Origin of the sequence: Faecalibacterium sp. An122, from assembly GCF_002160895.1 — a bacterium.
Lineage (GTDB): Bacteria > Bacillota > Clostridia > Oscillospirales > Ruminococcaceae > Faecalibacterium.
Map to the genome: position 1 here is coordinate 14,915 of NZ_NFLL01000009.1, position 23,653 is coordinate 38,567.

Annotated in this window: 21 protein-coding genes; 10 read left to right on the forward strand and 11 right to left on the reverse strand. The window is 60.7% G+C overall.

What is annotated here, in order from left to right; all coding sequences use genetic code 11:
- Nucleotides 1–7 precede the first annotated feature (7 nt).
- The 3 genes from B5E67_RS07600 to B5E67_RS07610 form a co-directional block, all read right to left on the reverse strand.
- Complete coding sequence (locus B5E67_RS07600) at nt 8–1,621, reverse strand: glycosyltransferase family 4 protein (protein ID WP_087384484.1); 1,614 nt, start codon at nt 1,619–1,621, stop codon at nt 8–10.
- A 23-nt stretch (nt 1,622–1,644) separates the two neighbouring features.
- Nucleotides 1,645–2,439, reverse strand: a complete 795-nt coding sequence (locus B5E67_RS07605) for a hypothetical protein (protein WP_087367255.1) — start codon at nt 2,437–2,439, stop codon at nt 1,645–1,647.
- A gap of 210 nt (nt 2,440–2,649) precedes the next feature.
- Complete coding sequence (locus tag B5E67_RS07610) at nt 2,650–3,780, reverse strand: acyltransferase family protein (protein ID WP_204246534.1); 1,131 nt, start codon at nt 3,778–3,780, stop codon at nt 2,650–2,652.
- A gap of 598 nt (nt 3,781–4,378) precedes the next feature.
- On the opposite strand from B5E67_RS07610, the gene B5E67_RS07615 reads away from it, so the two are divergent.
- The 8 genes from B5E67_RS07615 to B5E67_RS07650 all read left to right on the forward strand — a co-directional run bounded on the left by B5E67_RS07615 (nt 4,379) and on the right by B5E67_RS07650 (nt 11,795).
- Nucleotides 4,379–5,839 carry a class I adenylate-forming enzyme family protein gene (locus B5E67_RS07615; RefSeq protein WP_204246535.1) on the forward strand — a complete coding sequence of 487 codons (1,461 nt, stop codon included), beginning with the start codon at nt 4,379–4,381 and terminating at the stop codon, nt 5,837–5,839.
- Nucleotides 5,840–5,866: 27 nt separating this feature from the next.
- Complete coding sequence (locus tag B5E67_RS07620) at nt 5,867–7,354, forward strand: class I adenylate-forming enzyme family protein (protein ID WP_087384486.1); 1,488 nt, start codon at nt 5,867–5,869, stop codon at nt 7,352–7,354.
- A gap of 89 nt (nt 7,355–7,443) precedes the next feature.
- Nucleotides 7,444–7,686 (forward strand): acyl carrier protein, encoded by a 243-nt coding sequence (locus B5E67_RS07625; protein WP_087246405.1) that lies wholly within the window; start codon nt 7,444–7,446, stop codon nt 7,684–7,686.
- A gap of 3 nt (nt 7,687–7,689) precedes the next feature.
- Complete coding sequence (locus tag B5E67_RS07630; protein ID WP_242956870.1) at nt 7,690–8,928, forward strand: hypothetical protein; 1,239 nt, start codon at nt 7,690–7,692, stop codon at nt 8,926–8,928.
- Between the two features lie 280 nt (nt 8,929–9,208).
- Nucleotides 9,209–9,742: an RNA polymerase sigma factor gene (locus B5E67_RS07635; RefSeq protein WP_242956872.1), complete on the forward strand. Its 534-nt coding sequence runs from the start codon at nt 9,209–9,211 to the stop codon at nt 9,740–9,742.
- A complete protein-coding gene (locus tag B5E67_RS07640; RefSeq protein ID WP_087384488.1) occupies nt 9,723–10,238 on the forward strand; it encodes a hypothetical protein in 516 nt (171 codons plus the stop codon). The genes B5E67_RS07635 and B5E67_RS07640 overlap by 20 nt, the downstream gene beginning before the upstream one ends.
- Before the next feature lie 14 nt (nt 10,239–10,252).
- Nucleotides 10,253–10,858 (forward strand): hypothetical protein, encoded by a 606-nt coding sequence (locus tag B5E67_RS07645; protein WP_087384490.1) that lies wholly within the window; start codon nt 10,253–10,255, stop codon nt 10,856–10,858.
- Nucleotides 10,839–11,795, forward strand: coding sequence for a hypothetical protein (locus B5E67_RS07650; protein WP_087384492.1), 957 nt, complete (start codon nt 10,839–10,841; stop codon nt 11,793–11,795). The genes B5E67_RS07645 and B5E67_RS07650 overlap by 20 nt, the downstream gene beginning before the upstream one ends.
- A gap of 115 nt (nt 11,796–11,910) precedes the next feature.
- On the opposite strand, the gene B5E67_RS07655 is transcribed toward B5E67_RS07650, so the two are convergent.
- Nucleotides 11,911–13,059 (reverse strand): glycoside hydrolase family 88 protein, encoded by a 1,149-nt coding sequence (locus tag B5E67_RS07655; RefSeq protein ID WP_087246400.1) that lies wholly within the window; start codon nt 13,057–13,059, stop codon nt 11,911–11,913.
- 5 nt (nt 13,060–13,064) lie between these two features.
- A complete protein-coding gene (locus tag B5E67_RS07660; protein ID WP_087246399.1) occupies nt 13,065–14,621 on the reverse strand; it encodes a glycoside hydrolase family 28 protein in 1,557 nt (518 codons plus the stop codon).
- A gap of 83 nt (nt 14,622–14,704) precedes the next feature.
- On the opposite strand from B5E67_RS07660, the gene B5E67_RS07665 reads away from it, so the two are divergent.
- Nucleotides 14,705–15,538, forward strand: a complete 834-nt coding sequence (locus tag B5E67_RS07665; protein WP_242956874.1) for an AraC family transcriptional regulator — start codon at nt 14,705–14,707, stop codon at nt 15,536–15,538.
- 94 nt (nt 15,539–15,632) lie between these two features.
- Here B5E67_RS07665 and B5E67_RS07670 read toward each other — a convergent pair whose 3' ends face one another.
- The 6 genes from B5E67_RS07670 to B5E67_RS07695 form a co-directional block, all read right to left on the reverse strand.
- On the reverse strand, nt 15,633–16,490 hold the full coding sequence (locus tag B5E67_RS07670; RefSeq protein ID WP_087246447.1) for a carbohydrate ABC transporter permease: 858 nt from the start codon (nt 16,488–16,490) through the stop codon (nt 15,633–15,635).
- A gap of 11 nt (nt 16,491–16,501) precedes the next feature.
- Nucleotides 16,502–17,428, reverse strand: a complete 927-nt coding sequence (locus B5E67_RS07675; RefSeq protein ID WP_087246398.1) for a sugar ABC transporter permease — start codon at nt 17,426–17,428, stop codon at nt 16,502–16,504.
- A gap of 210 nt (nt 17,429–17,638) precedes the next feature.
- Nucleotides 17,639–19,003, reverse strand: a complete 1,365-nt coding sequence (locus tag B5E67_RS07680; protein WP_087384494.1) for an extracellular solute-binding protein — start codon at nt 19,001–19,003, stop codon at nt 17,639–17,641.
- 555 nt (nt 19,004–19,558) lie between these two features.
- The gene (locus B5E67_RS07685) at nt 19,559–20,164 is read right to left on the reverse strand and encodes a thymidine kinase (protein WP_087367277.1); all 606 of its coding nucleotides are present in this window, start codon (nt 20,162–20,164) and stop codon (nt 19,559–19,561) included.
- A 125-nt stretch (nt 20,165–20,289) separates the two neighbouring features.
- Nucleotides 20,290–20,931: a redox-sensing transcriptional repressor Rex gene (locus B5E67_RS07690; protein ID WP_087246395.1), complete on the reverse strand. Its 642-nt coding sequence runs from the start codon at nt 20,929–20,931 to the stop codon at nt 20,290–20,292.
- Nucleotides 20,932–21,188: 257 nt separating this feature from the next.
- Nucleotides 21,189–21,806: an ATP-dependent Clp protease proteolytic subunit gene (locus B5E67_RS07695; protein ID WP_242956876.1), complete on the reverse strand. Its 618-nt coding sequence runs from the start codon at nt 21,804–21,806 to the stop codon at nt 21,189–21,191.
- 448 nt (nt 21,807–22,254) lie between these two features.
- Between B5E67_RS07695 and B5E67_RS07705 the strand changes: the two genes are divergently transcribed.
- Nucleotides 22,255–23,625: a sodium-dependent transporter gene (locus B5E67_RS07705; RefSeq protein WP_087384498.1), complete on the forward strand. Its 1,371-nt coding sequence runs from the start codon at nt 22,255–22,257 to the stop codon at nt 23,623–23,625.
- The last annotated feature ends 28 nt before the right edge of the window (nt 23,626–23,653 follow it).

The window sequence follows — 23,653 nt, forward strand, 5'->3', positions numbered from 1 at the left end:
TGAGATATTACAGATCGGCGGGATGGCTCTGGGCCAAAAGGGTCTCCACCTGCTGCCGCAGGGTGTTGGCAAAGGCCTCCTTGGAATAATACCGCTGGTAGAGGGCGCGGCAGGCGGGCGCCATCCGGGCCGGGAGGCCGGGGTTCTCGATCATCTTGGTCATGGCCTCGGCCAGCTCGGCGGGGCTGTCGTTGTGGTAGACGAAGCCGTCCACCCCCTCGGTGATGAGGCCGGCGGTGCCGGTATGTTCGGAGACAATGCCCGGCTTGCCGAAGATCAAACCCTCGGTCACAAAGGTGGGCATGGGGTCATCCCGGGAGCTGCACACGGTGCAGGCGCACTGATCCATCAGGGACTTGATCTCCCCGCGGGTGAGGCGGTTGACATAGAAGACGTTGGAAGGATAGTCGGCCGCCAGCTGCTTGACGTCGGCCAGCAGCCGCTTGTCGGCCCCCTTGCCCACAAAGAGGAAGGCCGCTTTGGCCCGGGTTTCGCCGGGCAGCATCCGGATGGCCTGGACCAGCAGGTCCTGGCCTTTCCGGATCTCAAAGGCGCCCACGCTGACCAGCAGGGGCAGACCGCCCGCAAAGCTGATGTCGTAGTGCTCGAAGTCGTCCTGTGCGTAGTCGGGCAGGCCGTAGATCAGCTGGCCGATTTCAAAGTCGGGGCGGTGTTCGTGCATGGCGGCGGTGGCATGGCTGCCCACCGCGCAGACCCGAATGTTGGAGGACAGGGTCCGGGGAATCAGGTGGGACAGATACCCGTACCCCACAAAGGCGTCGTGCAGCCACCAGAGGATGGGCACCGGCGCGCCGTTCAGGGCGCGGATGGCCTTGACTTCCACAATGGTGTTGGCCACCACCAGGTCGGCGGAGGTGGCCAGCCCCCACAGCATGGGGGAGCTGACGCAGTCGGGGTGGGTGATGACGGTGGCGCCCGCCTCCACAAACAGGGGCAGGGAACCGCCGTCTCCGGGGCCCAGCACCACCACTTCATAGCCCATCTGGCGGAGGACCGGCACCGCGCTCACCAGCACGATGGGGGCGCCGGTCATGTCCAGCACATGGCTCAGCAGCAGGGCCCGCTTGCCCTCGGCAGAAAAGAGGTCGGAGGCGTCGGGCTCCCGGCGGTAGCGCAGCAGGGCCTGGGGAATGTGGGCCGGCTTGTCCGCCAGGCGGAAGGCCAGCCGCAGCAAAGAGGCGGGATCGTCGGGGTCCCGGGCCTGGGCCCGGCAACGCAGCAGCAGATCCCGGGAGACCACGGCGCACTTGGCGCCGGAGGGCTGATGGGCGGCGCGGTAGACCAGGGTGTCCCCTTCAAAGCCGAATACCGCATCACAGAAGGCCAGGTCAGCGCCGTCCTGCAGGGCGGCTGCAAAATAGGTCAGGGTGGTGCTCAGGCATTCCACATCTTCGGCCGCCAGCACCACGCCGTCCAGACCCTGGGGCAGGGCGTCCAGGCTCTGGATCAGCCGGAATTTCCGGTGGAGCTGCAGCTCCATGCTGCAGGTCAGCGCCGCACAGCGCCCCGGCGCATAGACCGCCAACCAGGTGCGCTGGGTGTCCTGGTAGGGCTGGTTTGCCAGCTGGAACTGCTGGAATTGACTGTAACTGGAAAACATAAGGTACCTCGTTGGACGTCCCTTTATTTTTTGCGGCCCAGAAAGGCACGGAGCGGGGCGGTCAGTTTCCAGCAGGCGCTGGACAGCACCGCTTCATAGCTGACCCGGAAGTGTTCTTTTTCCGCGATGGCAGCCGCCAGCTGTTCTTCCAGATGGGCGGCCCGGCGCTCCTGGCCGGCCAGCTGTTCGCCGAAATTCTCAGCCAAGGCCCGCTGCTCGTCGGCCGCGGCTGCGGCCGCGGCGGCCCGGTCCTGGACCTGCTCAATGCCCCGGCGCATGGCAAAAAAGACGGTGTCGTCGGCCCCCAGCTGAAGGGGGTAGTAGGTGTAGGACACCGAGAATTTGGTTCCGGCAGGCAGACGCTCCGGGCATTCCGCGTAAAACTGGGGGTCCACATTCAAAAACAGGGTTTTCTCCTCGTCGAGGGAGAGGGCGGTGACGGGGGCGGCATGAATCCGCTCGTCCGAAATCGTCATTCCGACCACATAGCAGGGCAGCTCGCCGGGGTCCAGACGGATGGCCTTGGCCTCCCGCGGCAACTCAAAGACCGCCGATACCGTGTGGTTGGCGGCGGAGTAGGCCGACACCGGCGCGGGAATGGTGTCTTGCTCCGAAAAGCCCAGGCCACAGTCGTAGTAAAGGGTCAGGCGGAACAGGGACATGTTGTCGTAGGACTCGTGCTTTTCCAGCTGGGCAAGCTGCTGCTCCAGCGCCAGGCACCGCTGTGCCAGCTTGGACACGCCTTGATCCGAGAGGGAGAGCTGTTCTTTCAGTTCAGCGATCTGCTCCTCCGGAGTCTGTTTGGTTGCAGGGGGCATGAATCTTCACCTCATATCCATAGTCTATCCGGGCCGGCGGCCCGGGAATCACTTTGCTGAATAAAAAGCCGCAGAAGGGAAAGCCGGACCCCTGCCCGGCCGTCTGGAGACATGCAAAAATTCTGCGGCCAGGGGCAGGCCCTGCCGCAGAAACAGTCAGGAACGACGGATGTTCGATTTCAGGAGGATTTGGCGCCGAGAGGGCCGGCCTCAGTGGCGGGCCACATAGCGCTGGAAACGGGCCCGGCTGCGCTCCATCCGGGCCTTTTTGGTCCGGGGCGGGACGATCCGCTTGCGCAGCTCCAGCAGCACGCAGCTCAGGGCAATGAAACTACACCGGATGGCGTACTGGGACAGCAGGCCCACAATGGGGCTGGAAGCAAACTGGGCGGCGTACAGATACCAGGGCACCGCGGTCAGCTCCACCGTGTGGAGACAGAAAATGTTCAGAGAACGGCGGCCCACCGCTTCCAGGAAGTGGGTCAGGAAGTTCTCGCTCCGTGCGCTGAGACGGACAAACAGGTTGACGATCCACAGGCCGATGATGCCGTTGATGAAGATGCCCACCGGGCCTAGGGTCCATTCACCCATGGACATGTTGTCGGTGGTGCCGGACACCAGGGCGCCTACGGCCGAGATCACCATGCACACCATGGCGGAGGGGAACAGCCAGGTCAGACGGGGCTGGTCAAACCAGCGGCGCTTCTTTGCGATGTGGCCGATGTACAGGTAGGGGACCACAGCCATGCCCTGGGACAGGCAGAAGGGCAGCTCCCATACCAGACAGGTACCCCAGCCCAGAATGGCGGTGACCGCCACGGCGCAGGGTATGTACCGCTCGGGGAAGGCGTTGAACAGGATATCCAGAATGATCCAGCCCACCGCCATGGTCAGCAGGTACCACATGGGCCCGCAGGAGAAGATGCTGAAACCGAAATAGGTGGAGGTGTGGGGCAGGCCCAGCAAAAAGCCCGCCAGCACCTTTTGGCTTTCCGAGATGGCCGCCGGCCAGGAGCCGAAACAGTAGTGGTGCAGGATCAAATGAAAGCCTGATGTGGCCAGCGCTGTATAAAGAAAGGGCGGCAGGATGCCCCGCAGCTGCTGCTGGACACATTTGCCCACCGACCTCTTGCGGAAGCCGAAGCCGCTGGCGATGTAGAAAGCCGACATCAGGGCTTCGCGGTAGATGAAGAGCAGAAAACTGGAAACCGACAGCCCGCTGCCCAGATTCAGCGAATACGCCTCCGCTGTGTGGACAAAGATGACGGTTGCCATGCCTATGCCTTTGAACAAGTCAAACATCCCGAGGGAGTTGACGGTGCGCGTTTTGGTTCCTTTCATCAAAGGGGTCCTCCTCGCAGAAATAAAATTCCTTCCAGCAGGCCCGGCGAAAAAAGGAAGGATTGGCAGGTTCTACACATCATACCCGGATTTTCAGACAAAGATTGTTCAAATCTAGTATAATGCTTTTTCTTCCGGCTGTCAATTTGAATCGGGTTTTGAGGCGATTCGCAGCCGGGTGGCCGGGCGGCCTGGAATCCACTATAACATAAATTTCGTCCTGACCAAGCGAAAGGAAAGATTTACACAAGGGAAGGCGTTCCAGCCGGGGTCAAAAGGACGGCGGCAGGCGGCTTTCTCAAGGTGCGGCCTGCCTTGGGCCCCCGGCGGAACGTCCGGGCGCCGGGGCGGGGCCGCTGTCCATTTTACATAAAAAATGTTTCAAAAAATAGAGAGAACGGAGAAAACCTTGGCCCGGGCCGCCATTGACACCAGGACGGGAACGTGGTATCCTTTCGGTATACCTGTATTACAAGTCGAGACCCGCTGCGGAGAATGTCGGATTCCGGTTGCAATGGGGTGGAGGATTCTATATAATAAGTACAATCTTGCCCAAGGCCCGGGCCGGGCGGCGGGCACACAGACAGGAGGAGAGACAATGATCTCGACAGTCTATCAGCTGGTCAACCATATGGAGGCCGACCAGGCCGAGAAAACGGCCATCCAGTATTACGACGAAGCGAAGGGCGGCGTGGTGAGCATCTGCTATGGGCAGTATGCCCAGGACATCCGCCGGGCAGCGGGCCTGCTGCTCCACCGCAAACCCGACATCAAGGGACAGAAAGTCTGCCTGCTGGCCCGCAACGGCTACGATTATCTGGTCAATCTTCTTTCGGTTCTGCTGGCCGGCGGGGTGCTGGTGCCCCTGAACCTCCAGAAAAACTGGGACGAGATCCAGTATGAGATCGACCTGGTGGAGCCGGCGTACATCCTGCACGACGGGGAGTTTGCCGAGCGGGAACCTGCTCTGACCGCCACCTACGGCGACAAGCTGCTGCCCATGGACGGCTACAAGACCTCCCGGTGGAGCGAGCGGTGCAGCGAGTGCGAGGACGTGGACGCTTTGTCGGTGATTCTGTTCACCTCGGGCACCACCGGCCGCAGCAAGGGCGTCATGATCAGCCACCGGAACCTCTTTGCCCCCATGGACTTCTTCTGCCTGCCCTTTGAGGACATCCAGAAGCAGACCGGCTGGGACACCAGCAAGTTCCGCTCCTTCTCGGTCCTGCCCATGTTCCATGTGGCGGCCCTCACCAGTTCCATCTCCTGGGCCATCATGGGCAACACCGTCAACCTGTGCAACGACCTGAAACACTTCTACCGCGACCTGGCCGCCATGGACAGCGAGGTGATGGCGGTGGTGCCGGTCCTGCTGCAGAGCATCTATCGGGATGTGAAGCGGGGCCGCCGGGACCGTCTGGGCAGCCTGAAGGCTCTGACCTGCGGCGCTGCCTCCATGGACGCCGAGACCATGTCCGACCTGGTAAAGGCGGGCTTCTTTATCTGCCAGATGTACGGCCTCACCGAGACAGTGGGCGACGGCACCTGGAACAACTCCCAGGACCCCGCCGACATCCATTCGGTGGGCCTGTGCGACCCCAAGCGGGAGTACAAGCTGGAGGACGGCGAACTGTGCATCCGGGGCGACTCGGTCATGATGGGCTACTATAAGGACCCCGAGGGCACCGCCGAGGTGCTGGACGCCGACGGCTGGCTCCACACCGGCGACCTGGCCCGCATCGATGAGCGGGGCTTTGTATTCCTCACCGGCCGCAAGAAAAACGTCATCATCCTGGGCAGCGGCGAAAACGTCAGCCCCGAGGAGCTGGAAGCTCTGCTGAACCAGTGCGAGGCCGTCACCGAGAGCCTGGTCCGGGAAGAAAACGGGAAGATCGGCGCTCTGGTCTACTGCGGCGAAGGCGGCCAGACCAAAGAGGCCGACGTCCAGGCCTACGTCACCGAGATGAACCGCACCCTGCCCCTGTACAAGCGGATTTCGGCGGTGCACTTCTCGGCAGAACCCCTGCCCCGGAACACCGCAGGCAAGCTGCTGCGCTGAGCCGCCGAACCAGAAGAGGGAACAGCCATGGGATTTGAAGGACATCTGGTAGATACCGTCTACCGCCTGATCACCGAGAATATGGAGGACATCTACGCTGACCGTCCGGGCCTGCGCTACCGCGGGGCCGACGGGAAGATTGTGACGGTGACCTTTGGGGACTATGCCAAGGACATCCGCCGCTGCGTGGGCTATCTCAACGAAAAACTGGGCGGCGCCCAGCGCCGCAAGGTCTGCATTCTGGGCCAGAACAGCTACTGGTATGCGGTGGCCATTCTGGGCCTGCTGGCGGCGGACAGCATCCAGATTCCCCTCAACCAGCACAAGCGCTGGGAGGAGCTGAGCTACGAACTGGATCTGGTGAAGCCGGATGTGATCCTCTGGGATGGGGACAATTACCCCTGGCGGGATCAGCTGCTGAAGGAATGGGGGGACCGGCTGCTGCCTCTGGAGGAGTGCACCCGGGCCGACCCGGCGGAACTCCATGAGACCGCCAACCCCTACGCCCTCTCGATGATTATGTTTACCTCGGGCACCACCGGCCGCAGCAAGGGCGTCATGCTGAACCAATGGTCCATCATGATTACCGGCCGCGACAGCATCTGCAGCTGGCGGGCGGCGGTGGCCCGGGCCAAGGAGATGGGCTATACCGAGGAGACCTTCCGCCTGAGCCATTTTTCCACCCTGCCGCTGTTCCATATCGCGGCCTATGCCAACCTGCTCCACTGGCCCCTGTACGGCGCCGCCACCAACCTGGGCGACGCCCGGAGTTTCTACCGGGATCTGGCGGATATGCCCAGTGAGTCCGTGGCGGTGGTGCCCTCCATTGCCGAAATGCTTCACCGGGACATCCTGCGGGACCGCCGGGATAAAATCGGCCCGCTCTGGATTCTGATGTGCAGCTCGGCATCCTTCTCCCGGGAAACCCTGCTGGACCTGAGCCGCCGCGGCATCCTCATTATTCAGAATTACGGCATGACCGAGACCGGCAGCGGCGGTCTGGTCAATGAAGCCCAGGACGAAAAGCACATTGCCGCCGGCCACACCATCCCCTGCATGGAGTACAAGCTGGAAAACGGCGAGCTGTGCCTGAAGGGCGAATGCCTGATGCTGGGCTATTACCAGAACCCCGAAGGCACCGCCGAGGTGCTGGACGCCGACGGCTGGCTCCACACCGGCGACCTGGCCCGCATCGATGAGCGGGGCTTTGTGCTCCTCACCGGCCGCAAGAAAAACGTCATCATCCTGGGCAGCGGCGAAAACGTCAGCCCCGAGGAGCTGGAAGCTCTGCTGAACCAGTGCGAGGCCGTCACCGAGAGTCTGGTCCGGGAAGAAAACGGGAAGATCGGCGCTCTGGTCTACTGCGGCGAAGGCGGCCAGACCAAGGAGGCCGATGTCCAGGCCTACGTCACCGAGATGAACCGCACCCTGCCCCTGTACAAGCGGATTTCGTCGGTCCACTTCTCGGCAGAACCCCTGCCCCGGAACGCCGCAGGCAAGCTGCAGCGCACCTGAAATGCATACTGTCCAGGCCTGGATGAAATACTATCAGGGCCTGCCGTTTGGAATCAATCAAAGGAAAACATGGAAAGGAAGTTATCACTATGAACCGTACCGAAATTATGGCACAGATTGTGGGTATCCTGGAGGATGTGGCCGAGATCAGCCCCGATGAGGTGAACGAGGACAGCGTCCTGATGGACGACCTGGACCTCTCCTCGATGGAGATTCTGACCATCGTGGCCGACCTGGAGGAGACCTTCGGCATCCGCATCCCCGAGAAGGAGCTGCGCAGCTTTGTCACCATCAACGACCTGATTGACTATCTGAGCACACGGGTGGGCTGATTTATGACGGAAACCATCACCCGCGTATCCCAGTATCTCCTGCAGGGAGCCATGTACTTTTACCGCCCCAAGACCATCTACTGCCGGTATCAGTACGCCCTGCGGGATGCCGTGGACCCTGTGCTGCTTCAGGAAGCGGTGGACGCCGCCCTGGAACAGGCGGACTACTTCAAGATGAAGCTGGTCCGGGACAAACGGGAGGTTCGGCTGGAAGAAAACGAACAGCCCTTTACCATCTGCCCCGGCAATGAGCTGCGGGCCATGCCCGAGGAGACCGGCGGCTATCTGTTCAACGTCTCCTATGAAGGGGACACCATCTTTTTTGACTGGTATCACTTTGTGGCGGACGGCCACGGGGTGACCCGGTTTCTGACCCGCATCCTGATGGAGTACTGCAACCGACGCTATCAGACCGGCTTTGCATGCCCGCCTCTGGGTTCGGCTCCGGCCTACGATATGCAGGCCCTGCTGGCCTATGACCCCACCTCGGGGGAGGAGGGAATGCCCGAGATCGAGCCGGTGCCGGTTCAGGAGAGCCAGCTGCGCCGGACCATGATCCGGCTGGACAAGCAGAGCCTGGTGGATGCCGCCCTGAACTGCGGCGTCAAGCCGGTCAGCGCCCTGCTGGGTCTGCTCAGCCTCTCCATCCAGCCCTTTGTGGAGCGGGAAAAGGTGGAGTACTGCTATTCCACCGATACCCGCCGCACTCTGGGTGTGCCCGAGGCCTTCTATAACTGTGTGGCCTCCTTCCGCCATGGAGTGGACGCCGGCCCGGAGGTGCGGCTGGCGGACATCGCCGCCGACATCGACGCCAACCTGCGCGCCAGCCTCCAGCCTGAGGCCCAGCTGACCCAGATGGCCAAGATGATGGGCTGGGTCTGCCGGGTGGACGCCCTCAAGGCGCCCCTGCGGATCAAGCAGCGGGTGTTCCGCATGGGCGAGACCATGGGCAACTTCCCGGCGGATTTCTGGATCAGCTATCTGGGAGACCCGCTGGGCCCCGACCGGGATTATCCCCCCGCCCTCAACGACTATATCCGGGATTTTGAAGTCTGGGTTCCCCCCGACGGCGCGTCGGTGGGCTTTGAGATCGCCAGCCTTCACGGGCAGCTGATTTGCTGCATCCAGGATAAGCTGGGCCGCGCCGGCCTGACCGACGCCATCCGCGCCGTCATGGAGCGGGAAGGGGTCAAGGTCATCGGCACCGCCGACATCGGCCCCGCGCTGCCCTATCAGGAATAAGCATACATACCAACACCAAAGCCCCGAAGGCGTCCTGCCCTCGGGGTTTTTCTGCAGCGGGAAAAAGAAATGTTTTCCAGATTTTTAGAACGCATCCCATCGGAAAAACACGAAGAAACATTTAAAATGGAGGGCGTCGCCGGCCGGAACGCCCCGGCTGGGCCGGGGGCCTGCAAAAAATTTTTGAGATATCTGAAAAAAACTAAAGGCATCCCTCGTATTAGTAGACAGAACGGGCCGTTCATCAGATCCAAAGGAAAGGAGGCGGGGAAGAAGTGATATGACAGCACAGGAATTTACATCCATGGTAAAAACCTATCAGGGGCTTGTGTATACCGTGTGCTTCCAGCTGGTCCAGGATGCAGATACAGCCCAGGACCTGGCGCAGGACACCTTCCTCGCCGCCTGGCGCGCCATAGACCGGTGCCCGGCAGGCTACGAAAAACAATGGCTGGCCCGTATCGCTGCAAACAAAGCGAAAGACCACCTGCGCAGCGGCTGGGTGCGGAAGATGAGCACCCCCGGCGACGAAGTGATGGCACTGGCGGGCGCACCACCCGACCAGGGCCCCGAGGCGAAAGCCCTGGCCGGCGTAGGCATGGACGAACTGGAGCGAAAGATTTTGAATCTGCGGGAGCCCTATAAAACCCCCTGCCGGCTGTGTTTGCTGGAGGGATATACTCCGGCCGAGGCGGCCAGGATCTGCCGCCGGCCGGAAGCAACGCTGAGCGCCCAGCTTTGGCGGGCGAAAAAAATCCTGCGGCAAGAGATCGAACAGGAAAGGAGGACCGAGGATGGAACTATTTCGAGATGATGGATGTCTGACCGACGAGGGGCTGCAGGCCCTGCTGGACGGGACGCTGGATGAACTGGGACGGCTGGAAGCCGCCGAACACCTGTCCTTTTGCGACCGGTGCCTGGACCGCTATACGGCGCTGCTGACCGGCAGCGCGCTGGAACAGCCGGCGCGGGATTTGTCCCGGCCGGTGGGCCGCACCATCCTGATCCGCCTGATGCAAAACGTCTATGGCCGCATGGTGGTGGCCGGCGTGGCGGCGGTGCTGGCGCTGACCCTCTGGCGGGGCGGCAGCCTGGGGCTGATTCTGGCCCGGAACGCTTCCTCGCTGGAAGCCTATGTGCCGGAGCAGATTGATCCCCCGGCAGCGTCTAAGCTGCCCCCCAAGAGCAATTACACCGAGCCGCCCCGGCCGGAAGAGAAAACCTCTGTGGCTCGCAGAGCCCATGAAGCGGTCAGCAGCCTTTGGGATGCCCTGACCGGCGCCGCCGATGAGGCGAACACTACCAACTGATGGGAGAGATAACGATGAAAAAGAACGGTTTCTTTACCTTCTGCTTTGCCTTTGTCCCGGGCGCAGGGCAGATGTACCAGGGTTACATGAAACGGGGCCTGTCCCTGATCGGGATTTGCTGCGTGGCCGTGATTATCGGTTCGCTGTTTCAGCCGCTGGTGGCGGCGGCCATGTGCATCTGCTGCGTGGCGTGGATGTACAGCTTTTTCGACACCTTCAATCTCCGGGCCATGCTCAGCGCCAATATGCCCCCCGAGGATGACTATCTGATCCACCTGGGCCACGATGTGACCCTGGATCAGCTGCTGCATCGCCGGCACAAGCTGTTTGGCTGGTGCCTGGTGGCGGTGGGCGTCTACACCCTCTACGATGAGCTGGTGATGGACTTCCTGCGGGAACTGTACTGGAACACCAACAGCAGCTGGATCATTCGTGTGATCTACAACATTATGAATGAGGTCCCCACCGTGGTGATCTGCCTGGCCGTGATTGCCCTGGGCATCTGGCTGGTGCGCGGTCCCCGGAACAAGCCGTCTCAGGCCGACCCCTTCGATCAGCTGGAGGAGTTCTGCGAGTATGGCGTCAAGGAGGAGGAAAGCCATGACGGAGAAGAAAACTGAGGCTGCCCCCGGCACCGCCGGGCCGGCTCCCAATACCCCGCCCAGGGCTTCCGCCCCTGGGCCCCAGGACGGCCGCAGCATCCGCCGGGTGGGCAGCGTCACCCTGGGCCTGTGCCTGATTGCTGTGGGCATCTGCTTTTTGTGCTATTACTTCCTGCCGGTGTTCAACTGGCTGCTGGTGGTCAAAATCGGCGCGCCGGTGGCCCTCATCGCCCTGGGCGCCGAGGTGCTGTGGTGTGCCTCCCATCCCGGCCGGTGGAAATACGACTTCCTGGCGGTGCTGGGCTGCCTGGTGCTGATGGGCGGCGCCTTCTGTCTGACTCTGCTGCCCCTGTTCTGGCAGACGGCCAACCCCACCAAGCGCATCCAGCTGGACGATCTGGGGGAGGCATACGAGAGCAGCCTCTACCAGGCCCTGGAGGATCAGGTGGAGCTGAACGGGGTGGAAGCCTATCTGGAAACCCGTTTCGGGGTAGATGCGCCCCGGACTCTGGAGGAGATCGGCGGCGCCGGGGTGCGGTTCTGGCTGGATATCGACCTCTATGGACCCTATGAGGGCACCGAGGCCTTTGCCGCCGACTGTGCCCGTGTGATGGAGGCCGTCCGGGCCCAGGGCGTGCTGCCCGACCGGGTGAATATCGAGTGGGTGAGCCCCGACCGTCAGTCCAGCCTGGAACTGAACCTGGACACCCCCGCCAAGATGGCCTGGTCCACCGACCAGATGGCCCAGCGGACCGAGGTATGGGCCGCGGAGGCCTACCCGGCCACCGACGACCAGAATCTGGACCAGGAGAACAGCCCAGACTCTGCCGCCAGCACCGCCCCGGCGGACCGCGTCTCTGCATCGGACAACACCGTGCAGCCCTCGGACCAGGCGGTCCCGGCAGGGGAAAACACCCGTTACCCCGACGAGGCGATGGTGGAAGCGGTCTCCTGAGCGCACAAACCGGAAATAACCCCTTGCAATGAGATAGAGCAGACCCCCGGCCCCGACGGAAAACCATCGGGGCCGGGGGTCTTGTTTTGTGTTTTGTTTTAGGAGATGGGATAGGTTAGTTCTTTTCGGCGATCATTTCGGTGTAGGCCAGGATCAGGGGGCCCACGCCCTTGGCGTCGTTGCAGACCACCGGCTCACTGTAGTAGTAGGCCAGGCTGCCGTCCCGGTGCTGGGCGCCGCCCAGACCGGCCACCAGGCAGATGCCGTCCAGCTGGAGGCTGCCGTCCGGGTTCTTGGACAGGTACTTGTCGCAGGTGCCGTAGAAGGCTTTCTCGGCCCAGGCGGTCATCCGCTTGGGCAGCAGGCCCAGCCGGACGCCTTTGAGGACCGCGTAGGCAAACAGGGCGGTGCCGCTGGTTTCCAGATAGTTGCCCTCCTCGCCGCCGTGGTCGATCACCTGCCAGAACATGCCGGTCTCCTCGTCCTGGTACTTGTGGATGTCCTCGATGGTCTGCTTGAGCATGGCCTGGATGCCGCGGTACTCGTTGTAGAGCTGCTCATCCATCCGCTCCAGCACGTCCACCATGGCCACCATGAACCAGCCCATGGCCCGCAGCCAGAAGTTGGGGCTGCAGCCGGTCACCGGGTTGGCCCAGTACATCTGGCGGCTCTCGTCGTAGCCGTGGTAGTACAGGCCGGTCTTGGGGTCCCGCATGTACTTCTGAATGTTCATGAACTGATGGTAGCTGTCGATGCAGCCGCTCATCTTGTTGAAGCGGGTCTCATACTCCATGTAGAAGGGCTGGGCCATGTAGGCGCCGTCCAGCCACACCTGCCAGGGGTAGATGTTCTTGTGCCAGAAGTTCCCCTCCTTGGTGCGGGGCTGGGTCTGCAGCTGGCTGTCGATGACGTCGATGGCCTTGCGGTACTTCTCCTCGCCGAAGATGTCGTAGAGGATGAACAGGTTTTTGCCCTGATTCACGTTGTCCAGGTTGTACTCCTTGGGGTCATAGGTGAGGATGGAGCCGTCGGGCTGGACGAACCAGTCGATGAACTCCTTGGAGAAGTCCAGATACTTTTTGTCCCCGGTGGTGTTGTACAGGCTCAGGCAGGCGGTAATCATGCAGCCGTCGATGTAGTTCCACTTGTTGGGCTGGCCGCTGCGGACCTTCTCAATGTTCCACATGGGGGCTTCGGCGCTGGAGTTGGCGATGAGATAGTCAACGTACTCCCCCAGCATGGTCAGAATTTCCTGGTGCGTCATGGTTGTCAGTCCTCCTCAAAGCTGCCTACATTGGCAAACTGGAGCCGCTCGCCCTCGTATCCTTCGATCTGGACGTTGTGCAGCTCGATCTTCTCCACGTTCTCGGCGTAAATGGCCAGTTTCTTGACAAGGGGCCGGTTGTCCGCCATGGCGGCCTGGCCGGCTTCGGCGTTGGGATCAAAGGTGATCTTCACGTCCTTCATGATGACTTCCCCGATGGGCATTTCAGGCAGGCCGTCAAAGTAGCAGCCGGCGTACTGGGCGTCGGTGGCCACAATGTTCTCCATGGTCAGGCTGCCCAGCCGCGGGGTGTAGTCGTCCACCTTCATGGCCTGGCGGCACTGGACGTAATCGCTGTGGCCGTCGGGGTCACAGAAGTAGAACATGTTGATGACAAAGGGAGCCTTGACGCCCTTCATCTCCACATTGCGGAACACCAGCCCGTCGATGACGGCGGTTTTGCCGCGGCCCCGGCGGGTCTTGACCCGCAGGCCCCGGTCGGTGTGGTCCATCAGGCACTGGGTCACCACCATATCCTTGACGCCGCCCGACATCTCGCTGCCGATGACAATGCCGCCGTGGCCCTTGTCCAGCAGGCAGTTGCGGATGACGGTCTGTTTGCAGCTCTTCTGGAGCTTCATTCCCAGAAAGACCTTGCTGGCCTTCATGGCGATGCAGTCGTCGCCCACATGGATGTCCACGCCGATGATCCGGGTGTTGACGCAGCTCTCGGGATCGATGCCGTCGGTGTTGGGGGCGTCATAGGGATTGCGGATCTTGAAGTCCAGCAGATCCAGGCCGGTGGAGAACATGGGGTGGATGGTCCAGGAGTAGCTGTTCTTCACCGTCACGCCGTGGAGCACCACGTACTTGCTGTCGGTGATGGAGACCACCCGGGGACGCCAGGCGATCTTTTTCTTTTTGGCGTCCTGCCACCAGTCGCCGTTCTGGGCGTCGGCGTCCAGCTCACCCTGGCCGGTGATGGTGACGTCCTCCGCCTGGGTGACGTTGATGAGGCTGGCCATGCTGTCCAGGGGGTTGCCCTCCCAGCCGGTCAGATAGTATTCGTCCACCTCGTTCTCACTGGGCAGCACACCCGGCAGAATGGGGTAGTGGGTGCGGTCGTTGTCGCCCAGAATCACAGCGCCCTTTTCCAGATAGAGGGTGGTATGGCTCTTGAGGAACAGGCTGGCGCAGCGGTAGCGGCCCGCCGGCAGATAGACGGTGCCCCCGGCCGGGCAGGTGGACAGGGCGGCCTGCAGTTTGGCGGTGTCGTCGGTGACGCCGTCGCCCGCCAGGCCGTACCGGGACGCATCCACAAAGAAGGTCTCGGCCCGGGTGTCAAAGTCCAGGGTCAGTTCCTCGCCGCTGGCCCGGACGGTGAGGGTGTAATGATGGCCGGGCAGAAGGGAGTAGACCGAGAACACGTTGGTGTTGCAGGCATCGTAGACCTCCTGACCGTCCAGCAGAACGGCGAAGGGCTCGGCCGGACGGAAGCACAGGCCGTTCTCCAGCTCAAAGACGGCGCTGCGGGTCATGGAACGAATCAATGTCAGTTTCATAGAAAATCATCCTTGTACTATTGTTTCGTGTGGGCAAAGTGTGTTATGATGAGAAAAAACAACACAGGAAAGGGGAACCCAAGATGAAAAACGACCCGGGCGGCAAAAAGAACAGCCAGGACGGCAAACTGGAAGTCCGGACCATTCAGGTCACCCAGACAGCCCGGCTGGCCAGCGCCAGCAGCAACGAGGGCTGTCTGGTTATGGTGCTGAGCGGCAGCGGAATGCTGTACTGGAACCAGGTCCCGGGCAACGGCGTAGGCGCCGGGCCGGACAGCGTCCTGCTGCTGGGCCGCCGGGACTATGACTTTGAGCCGGCGGGGGGCTGGCCTGCGGAACTGCTGGTCTGCCGGTTTCCCCTGGAGATGATGAGCGAGGTGCAAAAGGCCCAGCTGCTGGACAACAGCAAAGCGCCGGTGGTGCTGCTGGGAGACCCGGTGTGGTCGGGCCGGATGCGCACCCTGCTGGAACTGGCCGCCGGCGCCTGGCAGGAGCCGGACTGTCCCGGGCGGCTGTACCTGGCCCTTTTGCTCCACTATGTAGGCAAAGAGGCCGCCGACGAGAGCGGCAGCGCGTCCCAGCAGCGCAACGAGACCATCGAGAAGATCTGCGCCTACCTCAACGCCAACTATAGCCAGAAACTCAACCTCAGCGGGGTGGCGGCACAGTTTTACCTGTCGCCCTACTACCTGAGCCGGCTGTTTCGCCGGGTGACGGGCCAGTCCATCGTGGACTTCATCAACGTGCGCCGCATCGAGGAGGCCCGCCGCCTGCTGGAGAACACCGACCTGCGGATCAACCATGTGGCCGAACAGACCGGCTTCTCCACCACCGCCCATTTCCGGCGGGTGTTCCGGGAACAGGTGGGGGTCAGTCCGGTGCAGTACCGCAAGGTGCACCGGGGCGGCGAAAAGTGAAAACGTTTGGGTTCCAACAAAAAGTCCCCTGTGCCATGACCACGGCACAGGGGATTTTGTTCAGTGGGTCGTCAGGTGACCGGGCGCGGGGGGATTAGCCCTTGACTGCGCCGGCGGAAATGCCCTCGACGAACTGGTCCTGTGCACAGAAGAAGACGATCAGCTGCGGCAGGATGGAGATCAGGGACAGAGCCAGGATACGGTTCCACTGGAAGCCGGTATCACCGTCCATCGACAGCTTGACGAAGAGGGACATGGGGTACTTGGCGGGGGTGGAAACGTAGAGCAGCGGGCCCATGAAGTCGTTGCAGCTCCACATGAACTGGAACAGCGCGCAGGAAACCAGCGCGGGCAGCAGCATGGGGACGATAACCCGGTACAGGGTCTGGAAGGAGGAGCAGCCGTCGATGGCGGCAGCCTCGTCCAGGTCACGGGGAACGTTGCGCATGAACTGAATCAGCTGGTAGACAAAGTAGGTCTCGGTCGCGAAAGCGGTGTGGACCCAGATTGCCAGATAGAAGGGGCTGTTGATCCAGCCGAAGCTGTTGTACAGCAGGAACTGGGGCACGTTCAGAACCACCTGGGGCAGGAACAGGGTGGCCAGCATGACGCTGAACATCAGTTTCCGGCCGGGGAAGTCGAAACGGCCAAAGCCGTAGGCGGCGATGCAGGAGGAGACCACCGTGCAGATGACCTTGGGCAGGACGTAGCTGTAGGTGTTGACCATGGCCTGCAGGATGTTGATGGAGCCGCCGAAGTCGTTCAGAGCATTGCGGTAACCATCCAGCGTGGGGTTCTTGACCCACAGGCTGATGCCCGCGAAGATCTCACTGTTGTCCTTGAAGGTGGCGCTGACCATCCACAGCAGGGGATAGATCATAATCAGACCCACCAGAATCAGGACGAAGTACTTGAAGAAGGTAGCGATGCGATGTGCAGCTTTCATTCCCATACTCATTCACCTTACCTTTCGTCCGAGTAGTAGACCCACTTCTTCTGGCTGGTGAAGGCGATGATGGTCAGCACGCAGACGATGAGGAACATGATCCAGGCCAGAGCGGAGGCCATGCCCATTTCGTTCTGTTTGAAGGCGTACTGGTAAACCAGCAGGGAGATCAGGGTAGTGGAATTGCGGGGGCCGCCGCCCGTGATGATGTAGGGTCCGTTGAACTCCTGGAAAGCCTGGCAGATCTGGGTGACCAGGTTGTAGAAGATGATGGGGGTAATCATGGGGACGGTGATGGAGAAGAACTGGCGCCACTTGCCTGCGCCGTCGATGGTGGCGGCTTCGTACAGGTCGGCGGGCACGCCCTTCAGGGCGGCCAGGAACAGCACCATGGCCGAACCGAACTGCCAGATACGCAGCAGGCAGATAACCCACAGGGCATAGCTGGGGTCAGACAGCCAGGACGGGCCGTCGAAAGCGCCGAAGGTGACCATCTTGATCAGGGTGTTGATCAGACCGTCGTCACGGAAGACGGCGCGCCACAGCACGGCGATGGCCACCGAGCCGCCCAGAATCGAGGGGATGTAGTAGGCGGTACGGAAGGCGTTGACGAACTTGATGTTGAAGTTCAGGATGTAAGCGATGAACAGGGCGAAGATCAGCTTCAGGGGCACCGTGATGAAGGAGTACTGGAAGGTGGTGATCAGGGCCTTGGTGATACGGGTGTTGGTGAAGGCATCCACGTAGTTCATCACGCCGTACTGGCTGATGCCCGAGAAGAAGTTCATGTCGGTGAAGCTGTAGAACAGCGACTGGCCGAAGGGAATGGCCTTGAACACCACGAAGCCGATGATCCACGGAATCAGATAGAACAGGCCCTGGTATTTGTCGCACCATTTCTGAAAGGGTGTGCGCCCGACCGCAGGCGCATTGTTGGCTTTCATCAAGGGATTCCTCCTTTTTGGCAGGATTTTACGTTATCATGCAGCAACCTGCCGCAAAAATGCCAACAAACCGAAAAACTATCAGGCAAAAAGCTTAGACCTTGGCCTGAAAAAGGGGATACCCGCTTCGGATGAGGGAAACAGGTACCCCCGCTTGGCATTGTCACAGCAGGGCTGCTTTTTTAGAAAAGGAGCCTTTGTGCGTAAATTTTAGGCGTTGATGGTGTAGCCGACGCTCTCCATGCCGTCCAGCAGGATGTCCACAACGTCTGCGCCCGAAGCACCGTCGTAGTCGATGGTGTCGAAGACTTCCTGGTAGATGCCAGTGCCGTCAGCCTTCAGGTTGTTGTGCTCGAACAGGGGATCCAGCTGGAAGGAGCAGAAGGCCAGAACCTTGCTGTTGGCCTCCTCGACCAGGGTGTCCACAGCGCCGGCAGCCTCAGCAGCAGCCAGGCCGGACTTGGAAGCGGGAATGCCGCACTCGGAACCCATGATGGAAGCGCCAGCCTCTTCGTTCAGCAGGAAGTTGATCAGCATGGCAGCCTCGGCGGGGTGCTGGCAGGTCTTGGTGATGGCCAGGCCCATGGAAACCTTGGTGAAGCCGCCCTTGTAGTCGCCGAACTGGATCTCCTCGCCCACGGTGAAGCCGTCGCGGTTGTCGGTGTCCAGAGCGTCACGGTACTTGGAAGCAGCGGAATCCCACTCGAAGATGCCGGCCAGCTTGCCGGTGATCCACTCGTTGGACTGGTTGGCAGCGGTGGAACCGTTGTTGCCGTAGTAGGTGGGCAGGGGCATGATGACGTGCTTGTCCACCAGGCTCTTGATGAAGTCCAGGCCCTCGGCGATCTCGTCGGCGGTGTAGTTCAGGGTGGAGGTGGAGGGATCAGCCCAATCCTTGCCATAGATGGACTCCAGATAGAAGACGGTCAGGATCATACGATCGTAGCCGCCCAGGTGCAGGGGGTAGTAATCCTCGCCCAGCTTGGTCTGGAAAGTCTCGCCTGCAGCGTACAGGTCGTCCAGAGTCTTGGGAACTTCGGTGATGCCAGCCTTGTTGAAGGTGGTCATGTTCCAGAAGAAGATACGGCCGGTCATGGAGACGGGGACAGCCTGCTGCATGCCAGCGACGACGCAGGCGTTCAGGGGGCCCTCATCCCACTGGGTCAGGTCGATGTAATCGGAAACGGTGTTCAGATCAATGAAGGTCTGGCCGTTGCTGGAGTAGTTGTACAGCCAGTTCCAGTTGACCTGGCAGACATCCTCAGCCACGCCGCCGGCGAACTTGGTGGACATGGTGTCCTCCCAGCCGGACCATGCAGCGAAGGTGGGGCTGACGGTGATGTTGGTGTGCTCCTCCGAGAAAGCGGTGATGGCTTCCTGATAAGCAGTGTGACGGGTGTCGCCGCCCCACCAGCTGATGGTCAGGGAGACGTCGCCCTCAGCGGGGGCGGCCACAGAAGTGGCGGTGGAAGCGGCAGTCGAAGAACCGTTGCCGCCGCAGGCTGCCAGCAGGCCGGCTGCGCCAACAGCGCCCGTAACCTTCAGGAAGTCACGACGAGAAATTGCGTTGCTCATTTTTTCTCCTCCTAAATTGAAAAACACAAAACTCCTAGAGGGGCTTTACCGGACCCCCTTGTATACAATTATGATGGCAAAAAACTGCGCGAAAAGAAAGACGCAAATTGTGGATTTACGGCCAAAAACGCGCATATCTTGCTGTGCTGTGGAAGGCTGTTTGTGACCCTTTGCCGAAATATCCAAACTTGCCACAAAAAGTTGTGCAACTTGTACACAACACGGCTTTGTACAAATTTGACAGAAATAAGGGGTCTGAGCTTTTGAAAATACTGATATATTAGCGACTTTCCCGGGATACAACTGGTATTTCAGTTGAAAAAGGCAAAATAAAACGCCGCAGGAACGTGCTGCGGCGCAGTGTAAACCGGGGGCAAAATTTGTGCGGGAAAGCGGGTTTTCGCCCTCCCGGCAGCCCTGGAAAAGGATGGGCCCCTTCCGCTTTGCCGCCGGGGCAGCCCGGACGGCAGAAATGAAGGGGCCGGAAAAGAGAACCATTCTTGTGAAAAAGATGACAAATAAAATTCGCTTTGGAACGGCGCAAAGAGAAAGATTTTACCGCCGGGCGGCATAAAAGGCCCGCCGCTCCCGGAAGTAGCACTGGGGGCACATGCTGACGTACTGGACGTCGTTTTCCATGTCGATGGCCACCTGTTCGCCCTCAAAGACGAACTTTCCGCCCACCTTGCGGGCGTTGCAGATGGCCTTGCGGCCGCAGGAGCAGATGGTTTTCATCTCCTCGATGGTGTGGGCCAGCTCCATCAGACGGGTGGAGCCGGGGAAGCCCTTGAGGGAGAAATCACTCCGCAGGCCGTAGCAGATGACGGGGACTCCCAGGTCCACCGTCACCATAAACAGCTGCTCCGCCTGGGCCGGGGTGAAAAACTGGCTCTCGTCGCACAGGACGCAGGCCAGGGGCGCGTCGTGGGCGGCGCGGTCGGCCTCCACCGCAGCAAAGACGTCGTCGCCGGGGAGGATCAGCAGGTCGGCGGCCCGGCGAACGCCCAGCCGGCTGACCAGGTCGCTGCCGCCCTTGGAGTCCACCTGGGGTTTGAGGATCAGCACCCGCATCCCCTGTTCTTCGTAGTTGTGGGCCACCTGCATCAGGGCGGTGCTCTTGCCGCTGTTCATGGCGCCATAGCGGAAATATAACTTAGCCATAGAATTCCTTTTTATAAAATCGTTGTATGCACAAAGCCGCCCCGCCCGCCACAGGCGGACAGGGCAGAATCTTGGATGCAGAAAATCGAAGGCTTTTGACTTGAGACTTTAAAAAGTAAGGGCGGTCAGTCCCCGTTGCGCAGACGGTAGCCCAGACTCATGAGGCTGTCGCCCAGGTGGACGTTCTCCACCACCGCGTCCGGGAAGGGAACCGACAGGTCGTAGTGGGAGAAGTTCCAGTAACCCCGGATGCCCAGCTGAACCAGCCGGCCGCTGATTTCCTCGGCGCCGCTGCGGGGCAGGCAGAGGACCGCGACCTGGGGGTGATGCTCGGCGCAGAAGGCGTCCAGATCGTCCAGGTGGCGGATGGGGATGCCGCTGATGGTCTGGCCCATCAGTTCGGGCTTGACGTCAAAGGCGGCAATCAGGCTGAAACCGTTGTTGTTGTTGGCAATGAAGCTGCTGACGGCGGTGCCCAGACGACCGCAGCCAAACAGGATGGCGGGCAGACGCTCGCCGTTGCCGAACAGAAGTCCTTCCAGAATGGCCAGCAGGTTGTCCACCGAATAGCCGATGCCCTGGCGGCCGTTGACGTCGCCGATGCAGTTGAAGTCCTGACGGACCTGGGAGGCGGTGGTGCCCATCTGGGCGGCCAGCTCTCGGGAAGAGATGCTGGTGATGTTGGCATCCTTCAGGGCTCGGAGATAGCGGTAATATTTGGGCAGGCGCCGGATGACCGGTACCGAAGCCTTGACGGACGGATTCATGGCAGGACCTCCTCTTGCATTTACCTGAAATTTTGGATAACTTGGCAGGAAAAAGGAAACATTTCTCTCTATAAGTATACGACATTTGCTGAGAATGTCAAACCCTTGTCAATGTTTTTGACAAAATTTTAAATTTTGGTGGGATTCCTCTGTCTTATACAGACAAAATCAATGGGTTTTAACCCAAACAAGACAAATTGCTTCCCAAAAGAAAGCAGAGAAAAAGCCTCTGCGCTGCGGCAGAGGCCAAAACCCGGTCAGGATTCGATCTGACGGTAGAGCCAGCGCATGGCGTCGGACAGACCGCCCAGCTCGTCGATGAGCCCCTCCTCCACGGCGCGGCGGCCGTCCAGCACGGTGCCCATGTCCAGCACCAGCTCCCCGGTGTGGAGCATCAGCTCGTTGAAGCGGTCGGCGGTCATCCGGCTGTGGCCGGTGACAAAGCCGGTGATCCGCTCCTGCATCTGCTCAAACCAGCGCATGGTCTGGGGTACCCCCAGAATCATCCCGGAGTGGCGGACCGGGTGGACGGTCATGGTGGCGGTGGGAACAATAAAACTGCGCTGGGCACTCACCGCCAGGGGAATGCCGATGGAATGCCCGCCCCCCAGCACCAGGGTGGCGGTGGGCTTGGACAGGCTGGCGATCAGCTCGGCCAGGGCCAGCCCGGCCTCCACGTCTCCGCCCACCGTGTTGAGCAAAACCAAAAGGCCCTCAATGGCGGGGTCCTCCTGGACGGCCACCAGCTGGGGGATGACGTGCTCGTATTTGGTGGTTTTCTGGCCCTGGGGGGCCTCCACATGACCCTCGATCTGTCCGATCACGGTCAGGCAGTGGATGGCGTGGGGACCTTTGGTCAGGTTGACGGTGCCCATCTCCTGAATCTGGCTTTGCTCAAAGGCCCGGCGCTCGGTGTCCTCGCCGCTGCCGGGTGCAGGTGCCTCGTCCGCCGGAGCTTCGGCGGCGTGCTTTTTCTTTTTCTTCTCCATAGGTTGAAACAGCCCTCCTTTTTCTGCTGGGGTGTATCTGAGAATGCAAACATGCTGGACCCTTCGCCCCAAAGAGGCAGCTGCGCTTTGGGGCAGAATGGGAGATGTTTTCAGATACATCCTAGGTTGCCCCGTCCGGGGGACGGTCATGCAGGCAGGGCAGGGGAGCTTTATCAGAGGAACCGATGGTTCCCTGATTTTACTATTAAAAAAATTTGTAGATAGCTTCAAAAAAATTGAGAACAAGGCTTGCATCTGGGCCGGTGGGCGGATACAATAGGAACATGCCGCCTGTCGGCATAGGTATTTCTGCGTGATAAAGAGGAGGAAAAACATGAAACGTGAAACATTCGGCTCGCGGCTGGGATTCATCCTGGTCAGTGCGGGCTGTGCGATCGGAATAGGAAACGTCTGGAAGTTTCCGTGGATGGCCGGCGCCAACGGCGGCGGCGTGTTCGTGCTGTTCTACCTGCTGTTCCTGGTGATTATGGGCGTGCCCGTCCTGACCATGGAGCTGGCGGTGGGCCGTGCCAGCCGCAAGAGCGCTGTGCTGGCCTACAAGGCCCTCGAACCCAAAAAGAGCAAGTGGCACATTCATGGCTGGTTCTGCATCATTGGCTGCTGCCTGCTGATGATGTACTACACCACCGTGGCCGGCTGGATGCTGGATTACTTCTATAAGTTCGCAACAGGCGCCTTTGTCGGGGTTCCCAATGATGCGATCAACGATGTGTTCAGCTCGATGCTGGGCGACCCCGTGGAAATGAGCATCTTTATGGTCATCATCGTTCTGGCGGGCTTCCTGGTTTGCTCCTTCGGCCTGCAGAAGGGTCTGGAACGGATCTCGAAGTGGATGATGCTGGCTCTGCTGACCCTGATCGTCATTCTGGCCGTCAACAGCATCCTGCTGGAAGGCGGTTCGGAGGGCCTCAAGTTCTATCTGCTGCCCGACCTGGAGCGGGCTGCCGAGGTGGGTCTGGGCAATGTGATTACTGCGGCCATGAACCAGTCCTTCTTCACCCTGAGCCTTGGCATTGCCGCCATGGAGATTTTCGGCAGCTACATGAGCCGGAACAATACCCTGCCCGGCGAGGCCATCCGCATCTGCGCTCTGGACACCTTTGTGGCCCTGATGAGCGGCCTGATTATTTTCCCGGCCTGCTTCGCCTTCGGCGTGCAGCCGGATGCAGGCCCGTCCCTGATCTTCCAGACCCTGCCCCGGGTGTTCGTCAACATGGTGGGCGGCCGGATCTGGGGTGCGCTCTTCTTCCTCTTCATGACGTTTGCCAGCTTTACCACCGTCCTGGCCGTCTTTGAGAACATTATCTCCAGCAGCATTGATACCTTCGGCTGGAGCCGGAAGAAAACCACCATCATCTGCTGCATCTTTATCCTGATTGCCAGCATGCCCTGCGTGCTGGGCTACAATGTCTGGTACTTCTCCCTGCCTCTGCCCAATGCTCCGGCAGGCGGCCAGATCCTCGATATCGAGGACTTCCTGGTTTCCAACCTGCTGCTGCCTCTGGGCTCTCTGGTTTACCTGCTGTTCTGCGTGTCCAAGTGGGGCTGGGGCTACGACAAGTACCGCGCCGAGGCCAACAGCGGCGAGGGCATCAAGCTGCCTGACTCGATCCTGCTGAAGCGGTACCTCCAGTTCGTGCTGCCGGTGCTGATTCTGGTGATCCTGATCCAGGGCCTGGTCTGATAACCTGCCGCACGCCAAAACCTGAAAC

What these genes read in the sequence shown, in the direction of transcription:
- B5E67_RS07600 (WP_087384484.1), bottom strand. Translation starts at nt 1,621, where the DNA reads ATGTTTTCCAGTTACAGTCAATTCCAGCAGTTCCAGCTGGCAAACCAG.
- B5E67_RS07605 (WP_087367255.1), bottom strand. Translation starts at nt 2,439, where the DNA reads ATGCCCCCTGCAACCAAACAGACTCCGGAGGAGCAGATCGCTGAACTG.
- B5E67_RS07610 (WP_204246534.1), bottom strand. Translation starts at nt 3,780, where the DNA reads ATGAAAGGAACCAAAACGCGCACCGTCAACTCCCTCGGGATGTTTGAC.
- B5E67_RS07615 (WP_204246535.1), top strand. Translation starts at nt 4,379, where the DNA reads ATGATCTCGACAGTCTATCAGCTGGTCAACCATATGGAGGCCGACCAG.
- B5E67_RS07620 (WP_087384486.1), top strand. Translation starts at nt 5,867, where the DNA reads ATGGGATTTGAAGGACATCTGGTAGATACCGTCTACCGCCTGATCACC.
- B5E67_RS07625 (WP_087246405.1), top strand. Translation starts at nt 7,444, where the DNA reads ATGAACCGTACCGAAATTATGGCACAGATTGTGGGTATCCTGGAGGAT.
- B5E67_RS07630 (WP_242956870.1), top strand. Translation starts at nt 7,690, where the DNA reads ATGACGGAAACCATCACCCGCGTATCCCAGTATCTCCTGCAGGGAGCC.
- B5E67_RS07635 (WP_242956872.1), top strand. Translation starts at nt 9,209, where the DNA reads ATGACAGCACAGGAATTTACATCCATGGTAAAAACCTATCAGGGGCTT.
- B5E67_RS07640 (WP_087384488.1), top strand. Translation starts at nt 9,723, where the DNA reads ATGGAACTATTTCGAGATGATGGATGTCTGACCGACGAGGGGCTGCAG.
- B5E67_RS07645 (WP_087384490.1), top strand. Translation starts at nt 10,253, where the DNA reads ATGAAAAAGAACGGTTTCTTTACCTTCTGCTTTGCCTTTGTCCCGGGC.
- B5E67_RS07650 (WP_087384492.1), top strand. Translation starts at nt 10,839, where the DNA reads ATGACGGAGAAGAAAACTGAGGCTGCCCCCGGCACCGCCGGGCCGGCT.
- B5E67_RS07655 (WP_087246400.1), bottom strand. Translation starts at nt 13,059, where the DNA reads ATGACGCACCAGGAAATTCTGACCATGCTGGGGGAGTACGTTGACTAT.
- B5E67_RS07660 (WP_087246399.1), bottom strand. Translation starts at nt 14,621, where the DNA reads ATGAAACTGACATTGATTCGTTCCATGACCCGCAGCGCCGTCTTTGAG.
- B5E67_RS07665 (WP_242956874.1), top strand. Translation starts at nt 14,705, where the DNA reads ATGAAAAACGACCCGGGCGGCAAAAAGAACAGCCAGGACGGCAAACTG.
- B5E67_RS07670 (WP_087246447.1), bottom strand. Translation starts at nt 16,490, where the DNA reads ATGGGAATGAAAGCTGCACATCGCATCGCTACCTTCTTCAAGTACTTC.
- B5E67_RS07675 (WP_087246398.1), bottom strand. Translation starts at nt 17,428, where the DNA reads ATGAAAGCCAACAATGCGCCTGCGGTCGGGCGCACACCCTTTCAGAAA.
- B5E67_RS07680 (WP_087384494.1), bottom strand. Translation starts at nt 19,003, where the DNA reads ATGAGCAACGCAATTTCTCGTCGTGACTTCCTGAAGGTTACGGGCGCT.
- B5E67_RS07685 (WP_087367277.1), bottom strand. Translation starts at nt 20,164, where the DNA reads ATGGCTAAGTTATATTTCCGCTATGGCGCCATGAACAGCGGCAAGAGC.
- B5E67_RS07690 (WP_087246395.1), bottom strand. Translation starts at nt 20,931, where the DNA reads ATGAATCCGTCCGTCAAGGCTTCGGTACCGGTCATCCGGCGCCTGCCC.
- B5E67_RS07695 (WP_242956876.1), bottom strand. Translation starts at nt 21,806, where the DNA reads ATGGGCACCGTCAACCTGACCAAAGGTCCCCACGCCATCCACTGCCTG.
- B5E67_RS07705 (WP_087384498.1), top strand. Translation starts at nt 22,255, where the DNA reads ATGAAACGTGAAACATTCGGCTCGCGGCTGGGATTCATCCTGGTCAGT.